General features: G+C 32.4%; 8 protein-coding genes, 2 other RNA genes and 1 pseudogene. 5 read left to right on the forward strand and 6 right to left on the reverse strand.

The features are described from left to right. The first annotated feature begins 38 nt into the window (after positions 1-38). The 3 genes and pseudogenes from hflX (at position 39) to AAHJ01_RS01045 (ending at position 6175) form a co-directional block, all read left to right on the forward strand. Positions 39-1157: a GTPase HflX gene (hflX, locus tag AAHJ01_RS01035; RefSeq protein WP_342226773.1), complete on the forward strand. Its 1119-nt coding sequence runs from the start codon at positions 39-41 to the stop codon at positions 1155-1157. Between the two features lie 872 nt (positions 1158-2029). Continuing rightward, a pseudogene (locus tag AAHJ01_RS01040) lies at positions 2030-3573 on the forward strand (cbb3-type cytochrome c oxidase subunit I); the annotation flags it as partial. 778 nt (positions 3574-4351) lie between these two features. Further along, positions 4352-6175: a 2-oxoacid:acceptor oxidoreductase subunit alpha gene (locus AAHJ01_RS01045; RefSeq protein WP_342226774.1), complete on the forward strand. Its 1824-nt coding sequence runs from the start codon at positions 4352-4354 to the stop codon at positions 6173-6175. A gap of 8 nt (positions 6176-6183) precedes the next feature. On the opposite strand, the gene AAHJ01_RS01050 is transcribed toward AAHJ01_RS01045, so the two are convergent. Together AAHJ01_RS01050 and ssrA are read right to left on the reverse strand one after the other, a co-directional pair. Continuing rightward, positions 6184-7809, reverse strand: coding sequence for a glutamine--tRNA ligase/YqeY domain fusion protein (locus AAHJ01_RS01050; RefSeq protein WP_342226775.1), 1626 nt, complete (start codon positions 7807-7809; stop codon positions 6184-6186). 46 nt (positions 7810-7855) lie between these two features. After that, positions 7856-8222, reverse strand: a transfer-messenger RNA (tmRNA) gene (gene ssrA / locus AAHJ01_RS01055). Positions 8223-8749: 527 nt separating this feature from the next. Between ssrA and rnpB the strand changes: the two genes are divergently transcribed. Next, positions 8750-9050: RNase P RNA component class A (rnpB, locus tag AAHJ01_RS01060), an RNA gene on the forward strand. 428 nt (positions 9051-9478) lie between these two features. On the opposite strand, the gene AAHJ01_RS01065 is transcribed toward rnpB, so the two are convergent. Further along, positions 9479-11053, reverse strand: a complete 1575-nt coding sequence (locus tag AAHJ01_RS01065) for an ABC-F family ATP-binding cassette domain-containing protein (RefSeq protein ID WP_342226776.1) — start codon at positions 11051-11053, stop codon at positions 9479-9481. A gap of 137 nt (positions 11054-11190) precedes the next feature. Between AAHJ01_RS01065 and smpB the strand changes: the two genes are divergently transcribed. Continuing rightward, positions 11191-11628: an SsrA-binding protein SmpB gene (gene smpB, locus AAHJ01_RS01070; protein ID WP_342226777.1), complete on the forward strand. Its 438-nt coding sequence runs from the start codon at positions 11191-11193 to the stop codon at positions 11626-11628. Between the two features lie 1032 nt (positions 11629-12660). On the opposite strand, the gene AAHJ01_RS01075 is transcribed toward smpB, so the two are convergent. From AAHJ01_RS01075 to rpmB, 3 genes are read right to left on the reverse strand one after another with little or no spacing between them, the layout of a single operon-like run. Then, entirely contained in the window at positions 12661-12810 is a 150-nt protein-coding gene (locus tag AAHJ01_RS01075) for a DUF4295 family protein (protein ID WP_342226778.1), read from the reverse strand. A gap of 1 nt (position 12811) precedes the next feature. Further along, a complete protein-coding gene (gene rpmG / locus AAHJ01_RS01080) occupies positions 12812-12994 on the reverse strand; it encodes a 50S ribosomal protein L33 (protein WP_342226779.1) in 183 nt (60 codons plus the stop codon). A gap of 3 nt (positions 12995-12997) precedes the next feature. Further along, positions 12998-13234 (reverse strand): 50S ribosomal protein L28, encoded by a 237-nt coding sequence (gene rpmB / locus AAHJ01_RS01085; protein WP_342226780.1) that lies wholly within the window; start codon positions 13232-13234, stop codon positions 12998-13000. Between the last annotated feature and the right edge of the window lie 771 nt (positions 13235-14005).

The following is a 14005-nucleotide window of genomic DNA, read 5'->3' on the forward strand; positions in this document are numbered from 1 at the left end:
TACAAAGGTTTTTAATAATGAATCCTTAAAATCATTATATGATTGAAAAAAAATATAAGCAATGTAAAAGAGCTGTTCTTATCGGTCTGATTACTACAGAACAGGGAAAAAATAAATCTAAAGAATACTTGGATGAACTTAACTTATTAGCACAAACGGCAAATATAGAGGTCTGTGCTACTTTTTTTCAAAGAGTATGTAGATCGTATCCAAAAACATTTATCGGGGATGGAAAATTGCAAGACATCGTTGTATACGTAAAAAAACAGACCATAGATACTATCATTTTTGATGATGAACTCTCTCCGACACAACTAAAAAATATTAGAAAATATATTGAATGTACTATTATCGATCGTACACAACTCATTCTAGATATTTTTTATAATCGTGCAAAGACTTACTATGCTCGTACTCAAGTAGAAATGGCACAATATCAATATATTTTATCTCGGTTAACACGTATGTGGACTCATTTAGAAAGACAGCGTGGTGGTATAGGATTTCGTGGTCCAGGAGAAACTGAACTAGAAACTGATAGGAGAATACTACGTGATCGTATAGGCTACCTTCGTAGAAGACTCCTTAGTATTGACACACAAATGTTTATTCAAAGAAAACATCGGAATAAATTTATTAGGGTTGCTATTATAGGATATACTAATGTTGGAAAATCGACCTTAATGAATATTCTTAGTAAGTCTACTGTTTTCATTGAAAATAAACTTTTTGCCACAGTAGATCCTACTGTAAGAAAAACAGTAATTGGTAATATTCCCCTTTTAATAGCCGATACAGTAGGTTTCATCCGAAAATTACCCACCCTACTTATAAAATCTTTCAAATCTACACTAGATGAAGTCAGAGAATCCGATATTTTACTTCATGTTATAGATATTTCTCATGAGAGTTTCGAAGAACATATCCATATAGTACGAGATACCTTATATGAAATAGGAATAATTGATAAACCAGTTATAATGGTCTTTAACAAGATTGATACTGTAAATAATCTTACATTCCAAGAGTGGAAACATAATTCCTGTCTTAAATATTCTAATAAAACTGTATTTCTTTCTGCTCAGATGGGTATAGGTATTTCAGAATTGAAAAAGATGCTTTTTAATAATCTAAAAATATTGCATAATCTACGCTAGATATTACTACGCTAGATATTACTACGCTAGATATTACTACGCTAGATATTACTACGCTAGATATTACTACGCTAGATATTACTACGCTAGATTTCTCATTAGATAAGAATTTAATGTTATCTAATCGATGTTTTCACTGTAATAAAGAAGTTGTAGAAAAAATAAAAGTTTTCTGTTTTCAGGGGTGTAAAAGCGTAGACGAAATTTTACATAAATACAGATTAATCAGTCTCCAGTAATTTCTCATCAGTAGAAAAATATTTTCTTGATACCCATCAAATTAGTCGATTTTGATCATCAGGACGATTTTTTCTTCAGATTTTTTCTGACGACAATTCATTGTATATGGCTGTTGTAAAATCTAACCAACGTGGTACAATTTCATCCTGATGAAAAGATATTATTCATTCAACAGTAGATTTTTAAATAAAATTAAGTGAATTAGCCAATACTCTCATAGTGTTGAAACTTTTTTTTGCTAACACAATGTTATTAGCTTTTCCAGAATATTTGTGGTAAGACCTTTGGCTTGAAAAAAAGCAGCATTTATTAATGTTCTTTACCGGGAATATTCTATTCAGCTACGGATTTTTTAAAAACTGCCTCTCATGCTGTTGTCCTATATAGATATTCCTTGGGCATACTATCGCTTTTTTTTAGAAGTATTGACAGGTTTTGGTTCGGGATATTTCGACAGTCTTAGTGGACTGGGATATTTCGACAGTCTTAGTGGACTGGGATATTTCGACAGTCTTAGTGGACTGGGATATTTCGACAGTCTTAGTGGACTGGGATTTTTCATGTTGCTAGGACGTGTTTTTAAGATGATAACTTATCGTTATCTAGCTTTTGACAGAGATTATAAATCATTTAAGAATTCTTTCGGTATGTTAGGTTATGGACGTTGGAGAATGCTTCATACTAATACCGTTGTTTTTGCTTTTGTAGTAAATATAATTTTTACAGGCTCTTACTATTCTTTACAACGTTTATTGAAAACAAGAATGTTCAGCGATGGATCAATTTTTATGGATGGCAACTTCTGATTGTACTCACCTGGATTACTTATCTACTGGGAATAAATACCAGTAAAGAATACGCTGAACACGAATGGCCAATAGACATACTAATTGCTATAGTATGGTGTATTTACTACGGAAATATTATTGGTACACTCTTAAGAAGAAGAGTACAACATCTGTCTGTTTCAATATGGTTTTTCCTGGGTAGCTGTTCTCGTATTGCACATTTATTGCGATTCCTATAGCTCTTAACTCACTTAATAGCTATTCTATTTATGCCGTAGTGGTCCAATGGTGGTATGGTCCAATGGTGGTATGGGCACAATGCTGTGGCTTTTATTTTGACCACACCGATACTTGGGTTGATATCCCTAGGTAAAGCCTGTTTTCTCTTATAAATTATCTATTATTCATTTTTGGTCACTAATTTTCGTTTATATCTGGGCAGGTCCTCATCATTTAATGTATACCTCTCTTACCGGTTGGGCACAGATGCTCAATGGTATAAAGTAAGAGAGAATCCAATCCGAAAATTTTTATCAGTGACCTGCTATGGAATGGCTACTTTCGAAGGTCCCATGCTGGCTACTAAGACATTAAATTCCATCGTACATTTTCCCGACTGGATAATTTCACATGTAGGAACTTTGGTATGGAACGTCTTTATGGCATTTGGAGTTATCTATTGGCTAGTTAAGCGATTATATTCTCCAACATTAGCGAATATCCATTTCTGTATGGTAACTATTGGGATAATTTTTTATGTCATTCCGCTTTATTGTGGAGCTGTTATACAAGCTTCGATGTGGAAAGAATTCAATCCGTACGGAACACTTGTGCACAAAAATTTTCTTGATACTGTAACAGCTATAGTTCCTTTTTACAAACTTCGGTTGATAGGTGGTATACTGTATTTTACAGGAGTTGTCATAATATTTATCCGAATCGTCCGATTTATCGCAAATGAACCTGCATAAGCTGTTTCTTTAAGAGATAATTTCAACAACATAAACTTTAAAAATCATCCCTGGATCCCTAACAAAAACCAATTAAGTTTACTATATTATCTATCATTGTAGTATCTATTGGAAGCATAGTAGAAATCATCCCTACGTTAATAATTTAGATCTACAATATCAAGTGTTAAACCTTATAGTCCTCTAGAATTATAGGGGAGAGATCTTTATATCCGTGAAGGTTGTATCACAGACCATTCATAGATGAAGTAGTACGTTATGGTGAATATTCTAAAGCAGGTGAGTTTGTTTCTTTGGGGTTACAAACGTACAGGTCCCGATTTAGTAGATCCCAGTTCTTGGCATTTAAAACATATGTCTAACCCTAGATCTACTTATCCTGGATCTATTATGCCGAGATATCCTGGGTTGATATCCTGGGTTGATATCCTGGGTTGATATCCTGGGTTGATATCCTGGGTTGATATCCTGGGTTGATATCCTGGGTTGATATCCTGGGTTGATTTTCCGTCAGTTAAATACGTAATATACTCTGATCAAACTAGGTGTACCATATACTGTACACAATCGCATAAAAATATGGCTGCACAGGCAGCTAAAATAGTGAAAAATATTTCCAATGAATCTCCTGATATTAAACATAAAATTTTATATGGTCCGTAAGTAAAAATCATACTACGATGAGATATTTCGTAGCCTCTGTAGAGATAAAAATCCAACAAATTGCTAGTTATAAATAAAAACCGTAACAAATCCACTATAGGAAAATCTCCTCAAGGAAAAAAAGTTCTTTGGTAAGAAGACTGATAAAAATTGTAATCATTTATTAACCCAAAATGAAGGTGCAGCTATTTACTGTACACGTTTAGGAATTCACCACGAAAACATTTTTATGTGCGATAGCAAATTCGTTCTGTAAGAAAATATCTTTGGAAAAGGTGCATTACGTGTTTTCTACAAAAATGCTATTGGAGCTACTGTCCGCAGCGATTATCCTAATCAGTAACGTACATGTGCAGGCAAAATCTTCTGTTCCTGAGCCAGTTTGTAACCTAAGCGATTGATTACTTATGTAGCTAAGGCTCTAAGGCTGCTCGTCAAAGAATTGTTGATTGGTAAGCTTATAAAAAACAACTATTCAAGTAAGTAGAGACCAGATATCATCGTCATTTATATTCCCATATAAATTCTATTAATGATTTTTAAAAAAATACTTGAACAAGTTACGATATTATTTTCCGGGAATTCCGGTGATGGTATACAATTCATCGGTAGACAGTTTACTAACACTTCAGCTTTTCTCGGAAATAATCTTAGTACTTTATCAGATTTTCCTGCTGAAATCCGTGCTCCTCGTGATACCATTGCAGGTCTTTCAGGTTTTCAAATCCACTTTGGAAGTGTAGAAATAACATCTCCAGGTGATTTATATGACGTCCTAGTTGTAATGAATGCAGCAGCGTTAAAGAAGAATTTTCCATTTCTTAAAAAAGGGGGAAAAATTATAGCCAATACTATGGGATTTACTTCAAAAAGTCTGCAATTAGCAGGTTATCCCCCAGATGTCGATCCATTGAAAGAATTATATGATTATGATGTATATCCACTTGATCTTATCGTACATAGTCATAAACTACTAAAAAATTTGAACCTCAGTAAGAAAGATAAGGAAGTGGCTAAAAATATGTTTGCATTGGGTTTTATCTATTGGCTCTATAGTCGTCCTTTAGGATATACTGAATATTGTCTTAAACAGATCTTTAAAAAGAATACTCAACTTCTACAAGCTAATTTAAATGTATTTCGGGCGGGTTATAATTTCGGAGAAATAAGTGAAACTTTTACAGAACGTTTTATAGTAAAATCATCTAATCTGCCTTCAGGTATTTATAGAAATGTTACTGGAAACCAATCTCTAACATTAGGATTAGCTACTGCAGCTATACAAGCTGGTCTCAATCTATTTTATGCCGGATATCCTATAACTCCTGCTTCAGATTTGCTTAATTATTTTGCCTCTTACAAAAACTTGGGGATAAAAAGTTTTCAGGCAGAAGATGAGATTTCTGCAATTACTTCAGCTATTGGAGCTTCATATGCAGGTGATTTAGGTGTAACTGGAACTTCAGGTCCTGGAATGGCTTTAAAACAGGAAGGATTAGGTTTAGCATTTATGCTGGAATTACCTTTAGTAATTATCAATGTACAACGTGGTGGTCCATCGACCGGGTTACCTACTAAAACTGAACAATCTGATCTTCTTCAAGCGATTTATGGATGTCATGGTGAAGTCTCTATTCCTGTGTTAGCTCCTTCTTCTCCTTCACGTGCTTTTACAGTAGCTTTTTACGCTGCAAAAATTGCTATAGAACATATGACTCCAGTTATTTTACTTAGCGATGGTTATCTTGCTAATGGTTCAGAACTTTGGCGTTTTCCAAAAAGCTATAAATTGGATACTATATGTCCACCTTTTTTAAAAAATTCAAAAAACTATCGTCCTTACCAACGGTCTGAAATGGGGGTTAGGCGTTGGGTGAAACCTGGGTTGGCAGGATATGAACACAGAATAGGTGGCCTAGAAAAAGAAGATGAAACAGGAAATATATCATATGATCCTAAAAATCATGAAAAAATGGTGAAGTTAAGACAAAAGAAGATTGATTTGATTAAAAAAAAATGGCCTAAACCAAGGATAGATTATGGTAAAAAAACTGGAAAGCTTCTTATATTGAGTTGGGGTTCTACTTCCGGAATTGTTCGTGCTGCAATAAAAATCCTTTTAGATGAAGGAAAATCAGTATCACATACCCATCTAGAATATATTTATCCACTTCCTAATGGACTAGATACTATTTTGCAAAACTTTAAAAAAGTGCTGATTCCTGAACTTAATAATGGTCAACTTATTCATATTATTCGGGATCAATTTTTAATTGATGCTATTCCGTTTTCGAAAATCCAAGGTATTCCATTTACCATTTTTGAAATTGTTGAAAAAGTGCGAGAGATTATATAAGGAGGATATTATTGTTTTACTTTCTTCCAGCTCTCTTTAAGTGTTACAGTTCTATTAAAAATAATTCTTTCTTTATAAGTATCTGGATCTACGCAAAAGTAGCCTAATCTTTGAAATTGAAAAATCTGACCTTTTTTTGCTTCTCTTAAAGAAGGTTCTCCATAGCCTTGAACAACTTTTAAAGAATTTGGATTGATAAAATCAAGAAAATCTCGTTCTTTATTACCATCTGGTAATGGTACAGAAAATAAACGATCATATAATCTGACCTCGACTTTTATTGAATGTTCAGACGATACCCAATGTAACGTTCCTTTTATTTTTCGTAAACTTTCTTTGGTATTGCTACCTGAGAGACTTTTAGAATCATAAAAAGAGTGAACTTCTATAATTTGACCTTCAGAATCTTTTATCACGCTAATTCCTTTAATAATATAAGCGTTTTTAAGACGAACTTCTCCCCCAATACATAACCGAAAGAACTTTTTATACCCTACTTCCATAAAATCCTCTCTCTCAATATAGAGTATTTTTGAAAAAGGAATATTTACAGATTTTGTCGGATAATTTTCAATAACGAGTTTTATAGGATCAAGTATAACCATTACCCGTGTGGCCGTTTTATTAAGTTGTTTGCGGATGCTAAATTCAAGTAAAGAAATGTCAACTACATTATCCCTTTTAGTAACACCTATTTTATTACAAAATTCTCGGATAGCTTCTGGAGAATAACCACGACGACGTAACCCACTGAGAGTTGGCAAGCGAGGATCATTCCATCCTGGAACATATTTTTTTTCTATAATCCGTTGTAATTTACGTTTACTCATAATGGTATAACTAAGATTAAGTCTTGAAAATTCACATTGTCTAGGTTTTATTTTACCGTCTTCATATATCTGATCAAGATACCAATTATATAAAGGGCGATGGTTTTCAAACTCTATTGAACAAAGTGAATGCGATATCTGTTCAATATAATCTGATTGACCATGCGTCCAATCATAAGTAGGGTAAATACACCATTTTTGACCTATACGGTGATGAGATTTTTTTAATATTCTATACATAATAGGATCACGAAGATTCATATTTGGAGAGTTCATATCAATTTTTGCACGTAATACATACTGACCCTCTTCAAATTCTCCGGCTCTCATTCGTTCTAACAACTCTATATTTTCTTTTATAGATCTTCTCCTATAAGGACTTTCTATGCCACCTTCAAAAGGTGTTTTTCTTTGTGCTAGGATGACTTCTTGAGATTGTTCATCTACATAAGCTTTTCCTTTCCATATGAGTTTTTTAGCCCATTGATAAAGTTGTTCAAAATAATCAGATGCATAACATTCTTTATCCCATTTTAAACCCAACCAAAGAATATCTTTTTTTATAGAATTTACATAATTTTGACCTTCTTTAGTTGGATTCGTATCGTCAAACCGTAAATTGATAGACGTCCCGTATTTTCTACTTAGTTCAAAATTTAGACAAATTGCTTTAGCATGACCTATATGTAAATATCCATTAGGTTCAGGTGGAAAACGAAATCGTAAATTCTCTCTAGAAAAATATTTTTTAAGATCATTTTCAATAATTTCTTCAATAAAATGCTCAGGAACATGTTCATTCATATTGAATTTATATTTATAGTTAGAAATATAAACATGGGGATATTTATTGTGGAGTTGGCGGGATTCGAACCCGCGTCCATACAAGTAATTTGTAAGATTTCTACATACTTATCTCCTCTTGTAAACCTACAATAGAAGAGGAGCATTCTATTGAGGAATTATCCTTTTAGTTTTCAAAGGTTTCCTAGCTTTATTTTACGGTACCTCTTAATCATAAATTATAAAGCGGAATTTATGAGAGATATCTTGCTTCGGCAGATTATGCCGACGTGGCTTTAAATTTTTACTTAAGCAGCAAGAGCATAGTTTTCTTCGCCGGTTATATTTTGTGACGCTAGATTTTCGTGTTTACCTCACGTTACACGGTATGCTTACTTACTTATTAAGCTTGCTGTCAAAACCATTTCAACCCCTTATAATATATACTACATTTACTGATGATAAGGAGGCTGGAGTGAAACGTCATTCCACTCTTAACGAGGCAGATCAATGATCCTAACGCTTGGTGAAAGCAGGAGTAGACGTTATTACTTTGTATTGGTAACTATGACTATAAATGCTTATCCCCACAAATTACTGCTATTCTTACGGATAAAGCTATTGCTGCTGGTTATTGCTGCTGGTTCTAATTGTGTTGTATGGAACTTCTTAGGCTGGGTGGGTAGCGTGCCGGTATTATATTACCAGTAATAAAGTCATTCATCGTCCAGCTTCAATAAAGTCATTCATCGTCCAGCTTCAATAAAGTCATTCATCGTCCAGCTTCAATAAAGTCATTCATCGTCCAGCTTCAATAAAGTCATTCATCGTCCAGCTTCTATAGTGAAATTCTATTGCTATCGCTTTTTTACGAGGGAGGAGGTAACGCTTTCTGAATTTTTTTCAGCTCTAACTTTGTAGATACTCCAGAAGAAGTGGTCACTAGATCCATTGGTTATTTGAAGTCGGTCGCTTTATCGCGTTAATCAAATGAGGAAAGTCCGGACATCATAGAGCAACACAAATGGGTAATTCCCTTACACTGCAAGGTGAGGACTAGTGCAACAGAAAGAAAGTACAGTTTGGCTGTAGTGAAATTAGGTAAACTCTGTGCGATGAAATGCTATGTAGACCGGCGTTTAAGATCTGCTCGGTCGTAGTCGGTGGGTAGGCAGTTTGAGATAGATGGTCACATTTATCCTAGATTAATGATAAAGGTTCCTAGGGGGATACAGAATCCGGCTTACAGGCCGACTTAAGTTATGTTCTTCAGCTATACAACCTGTTTTGGTAAAATAATTTCTTCAGATTGTATACTTATATTTGAGCTGCTTACCAAACTAAATGTCCTGTAGCTATACAGAATTCGTAGCTTTTCCATGCCAGTGATGCGTACCACTCATAAAGTCTACACCATAGTAGTGTGTAATATTAAACAGATAGGTTTTATCACGTATTCAAGGACATTAAGGGCATCACTGTTAATCTATAGTAGCATATACGTGTTTATAACCAGCATAAAGCGCTTCAGCGCTGCCTACCAAAAGTTACTATATATTTGCTTGATAGCTACAGACAGACCTTGTACTGATGCTACTAGGTAAACCTTAATGTGTTTAATTTAGACACGTCAGACTGTAAGCTTAGTAATAAAACAGTGCTACAGCTCCTAAGGATGTACAATGATCTCTTATTTTAAATATTCCATTGGTAATTCAACTATACCATGGGGTTCTATTTTAACAATGCGAGTGCAAACCGTTTTAATTAATTCTTGATCTTTAGAAGTAATCAAAATAGTACCTTTAAAACTTTTTAAAGAATTGTTAAGCGAGGTTATAGACTCTAGATCTAAATGGTTGGTAGGTTCATAAAACATCAATACATTAGCTTTAAGTAGCATCATTTTAGAAAACATGCAACGCATCTTCTCACCTCCTGAAAGAACATGGGTTTTTTTTAGCGTTTCATCTCCGCTGAAAAGCATTTTTCCTAAAAATCCTCGGATATATTCCTCACAATTTTCTTCTTCCTTTTCTACATATTGTCGAAGCCAGTCAATAATATTCAGATTATTTTTAAAAAATTCGTCGTAACTACTAGGAAGATATGCTTGTTTTGTGGTAATTCCCCATGAAAAATTTCCACTTTCAGGACGAAGTTTTCCTGCTATGGTTTTATAAAGAATAGATGTAGCTTTGCTATTATCAGAGATCAGAGCAATTTTATCTCCACGATTTACCTTTACTGAAAGGTTTTGAAAAATAATATTCCCTTCAAAGGATTGAGAGAGATTTTTGATCTCTAATATTTTATTTCCAGCTTCACGTTCTTGTTCAAAAATTATAGCCGGATATTTTCTTGATGAAGGTTTAATTTCATTGAAATTTAGTTTATCTAGCATTTTCTTTCGTGCAGTTGCTTGTCTAGCTTTAGCTACATTAGAACTGAATCTTTGGATAAATTCTTGTAATTCTTTACGTTTTTCTTCAGTTTTTTTATTATGTTGCATTTGTTGTTGAATAGCAAGCTGACTCGCTTGATACCAAAATGTATAATTTCCAGTAAATAACTGAATTTTTCCAAAATCCAAATCGCAAATATGAGTACATACTGAATCTAGAAAGTGACGATCATGAGAAACTACAATAACAGTATTTTCATAGTTAGACAAAAAATCTTCTAACCAATTAATAGTATCTACATCTAGATCGTTAGTAGGTTCATCCAATATTAGAATATCAGGATGACCAAAAATAGCTTGAGCCAATAATACACGGACTTTATCTTTCCCATTAAGATGTTTTACTTTTTTAATATGTTCTTCTTCTGTTACACCTAAGCTGGAGAGTAAATGAGCGGCATCTGATTCTGTGTTCCATCCTCCCATTTCCTCGTATAACAATCCTAATTCTCCTGCTTTAATTCCATCTTTTTCTGAAAAATTATCTTTCTTATAAAGAAAATCCATTTCCTGTTTAATGTCAGAAAGTTTTTTATTACCTCTTATCACTGTTTCTAGTACTGTGTAATTATCAAAAACGGAGTGGTCTTGTTTCAATACCGACAGACGTTTTCCAGGTTCAATGTTAATTTTTCCTGAGGTGTAATCTTGTTCACCAGAAAGAATTTTTAAAAAAGTAGATTTTCCTGCACCATTTGCTCCTATAATTCCATAGCAATTTCCTTTAGTAAATTTAATATTTACCTCTTCAAAAAGGATTTTTTTTCCAAATTGTAAAGAAAGATTTGATACTGTAAGCATTACTAAACAAGGATTTTTTTTATAAAAGCTGTTTACAAAGTGATTTACAAAGTGATTTACAAAGTGATTTACAAAGTGATTTACAAAGTGATTTACAAAGTGATTTACAAAGTGATTGAATCAAAATAAATTTTGTTATGAAAACCAAAATTGAAAATAGAAAATCTCGTTTTGAATACGATATTTTAGATGAATATACGTCTGGAATACAGTTATTAGGAACAGAAATAAAATCAATTAGACGGAATAATGTTTCTATTTCTGAGAGTTTCTGTAAAATGAAAAATAAAGAGCTTTACGTTATAAATATGTATATTTCAAAATACGAATGGGGAACGCATATTAATCATGATGTTAGAAGAGAGAGAAAGCTTCTCTTAAAGAGATCAGAGTTAAAAAAACTTGAACGTAAACTCAAGGAGTATAATTTAACTCTAATACCTAAAAGACTTTTTATAAACGATAAAGGACGTGCTAAGCTTAAAATTTTTTTAGCAAAAGGAAGAAAATATTATGATAAACGCAATATTATCATGAAAAGAGAAATGGAGAGACGTAGAGATGATTTTTTTTAAAATATTATAGAGGGAGATTTCATCCAGTAAAATTAAAGGGAGATTTCATCCAGTAAAATTAAAGGGAGATTTCATCCAGTAAAATTAAAGGGAGATTTCATCCAGTAAAATTAAAGGGAGATTTCATCCAGTAAAATTAAAGGGATGGTAGCAATAAACATGCTTATTATATCTGAAGGAGTGATAGCATAATTAAAAAAGCGTGTTTTCAACAATTTTGTAGTAATTAGACCGATTTGGGTTAAAAAAAGTAGGATCTATTACTATAGAAATATAAAAATGTTTTCAGGTAAATAACTTAGACGAAAGCTCTTGCTAAATTGTATCCACAAAATAAAACTAAAGCAGACAATATAATTTCGTTCTTGTTACGAAAGTCCAGGACGTATCAAACTACAAATTTCATCAAAAATCTAAGGAAGAGCTAGGATGATTATAAAACTTCCCCATAAATAAGTATTAAATTGTCCTAAAAGTTTAGTGTTTTGTATCTGTAGATTCAGAGATCTAATCATTGGATTATTTTGATGGATCAAATCATTGGATTATTTTGATGGATAACCCGGACCATTTTATTGAATAGACGATAACTAATAAAATTAGCTGGAGCAAAACCCACAATGATGCTTAGTAAAGCTATAAAAACAGGTTTTCGTAATTCTTCAAGATGTTCCATAAATGGCATCGTAAAATATTCCATGAGACGGTCAGTTGGGAGAATTATTTACTCCGTGGGCTTTATAATCTTGTAAAAAATGACATTAAAAAGAGGAGATGAAAGCATCCTTATAAAAAATTTGTAAGTCTTCAATACCTTCACCTAATTGATCATTCCTCCTTTAAAAACACGTGGATCAGTTTTTTAATCACTTATGTACGGCAGTATATACATAAATCTGCTGACGGCTGCTGCACGAAAAGTATCGTATGCTCCTCCTCACCCCAGGTCGGTAGAAACCGTCTGTATACACGATTAGGGTACATTACTTTTGTTTTTCCTGCTATAAACCGCTTTAGTTTTTTGTAACCCTCTCATTTCTTGTCAAAAAAATCATTTATTTTATTATCTGGAACTATTTTTTCTTCAAAAACATAAGTTCTTGATTTGATTGACTTAATCAGACGTATAACTTTTGTCATTTTTTTATATACATTATTTTGTAACACAGTTTTTTTTGCCATTTTATTTAATTTCTTTATGAATAGTGTATTTTCTTAGAATAGAGTTATATTTTCTTAATTCTATTCTATTAGGCGTATTTTTTTTATTTTTTGTACTAAAATAACGAGAGATCCCTTTTTTTCCACTTTTCTTATGTTCAGTACACTCCAGAATTATTTGGATTCTATTTCCTTTTTTTACCATTTTTTATTTTATTAGTCTTTTTTTCCTCGAACGTTTAAGTGCCTCTTCAATTCCTATAGTATTCACCGTTCTAATTCCAGCTGCAGATATTTTTAACAAAATCCATCTATTTTCTTTAGGAAGAAAGAATCTTTTTTTTATAATATTAATATTAAAACGACGTTTAATTTTATTATTAGCATGAGAAACTTTGTTCCCTATTAGAACTTTTTTACCGGTTATTTTACAAATTTTTGACATTTTAAATCTTTTTTTTATTTCGGATTATTTAAATAACAGCTGCATAAGCTTTTTAATGAATAAATTCCATTATGCAATCCATTATGCAATCCATTATGCAATCCATTATGCAATCCATTATGCAATCCATTATGCAATCCATTATGCAATCCATTATGCAATCTAAAAAAATAGATTATTATTTACTTATAGTGACTATAATTTCAATATTAATAGTCTTTTTTTGTTTCAATGAAATTGGGTAGAAAAATATACAGTTATCAAATAAAAAAACTATTTGATTCTCTCCCAATAAATATGGGGAAACTATTTGAAGAAGAAAATGATATGATTAGTATAAAAATATCTAATCTTGGGGTGGGGGGAATATTAGTGAGATCTTTCTCAAGAAGTATAATACTTCTAACGATAAAATATTACGTTTAGTAAAGACGAAAAGTTTCACTTTTGGTATAAATATGATAACTCTTTCTGGTTTATAGTAATGATCCCCCTAATCTGCAAGAAACTCCCTATCAATACATCTTAACTATGAAAACAATTTTTCATAACGTAGGGGAATTATTCATTCCCGAAAGAAAAATCATATTAGGCAAATTTGTCCATTACTAGTCGAGGTCTTTGTTCTTAATAATGCTATTTTTTTTAATTGTAAACATAAATTAATTGGTTTGGAAAATAATTATACACAAATGTGTTATTCTTATGGAAAGAATAAAAGAATAAAAAAAGAAATTGTCTAGCTAATAAACAACAATTTTGTACTAAAAA

The organism is Candidatus Walczuchella endosymbiont of Icerya purchasi (assembly GCF_964030875.1).
Taxonomy (GTDB): domain Bacteria; phylum Bacteroidota; class Bacteroidia; order Flavobacteriales; family Blattabacteriaceae; genus Walczuchella.

Bases quoted from the DNA above. Each gene is read 5' to 3' on its own strand.
- smpB (WP_342226777.1), top strand. From the start codon at position 11,191: ATGAAAACCAAAATTGAAAATAGAAAATCTCGTTTTGAATACGATATT.
- hflX (WP_342226773.1), top strand. From the start codon at position 39: ATGATTGAAAAAAAATATAAGCAATGTAAAAGAGCTGTTCTTATCGGT.
- AAHJ01_RS01050 (WP_342226775.1), bottom strand. From the start codon at position 7,809: ATGAATGAACATGTTCCTGAGCATTTTATTGAAGAAATTATTGAAAAT.
- AAHJ01_RS01065 (WP_342226776.1), bottom strand. From the start codon at position 11,053: ATGCTTACAGTATCAAATCTTTCTTTACAATTTGGAAAAAAAATCCTT.
- AAHJ01_RS01045 (WP_342226774.1), top strand. From the start codon at position 4,352: ATGATTTTTAAAAAAATACTTGAACAAGTTACGATATTATTTTCCGGG.
- rpmB (WP_342226780.1), bottom strand. From the start codon at position 13,234: ATGTCAAAAATTTGTAAAATAACCGGTAAAAAAGTTCTAATAGGGAAC.
- rpmG (WP_342226779.1), bottom strand. From the start codon at position 12,994: ATGGTAAAAAAAGGAAATAGAATCCAAATAATTCTGGAGTGTACTGAA.
- AAHJ01_RS01075 (WP_342226778.1), bottom strand. From the start codon at position 12,810: ATGGCAAAAAAAACTGTGTTACAAAATAATGTATATAAAAAAATGACA.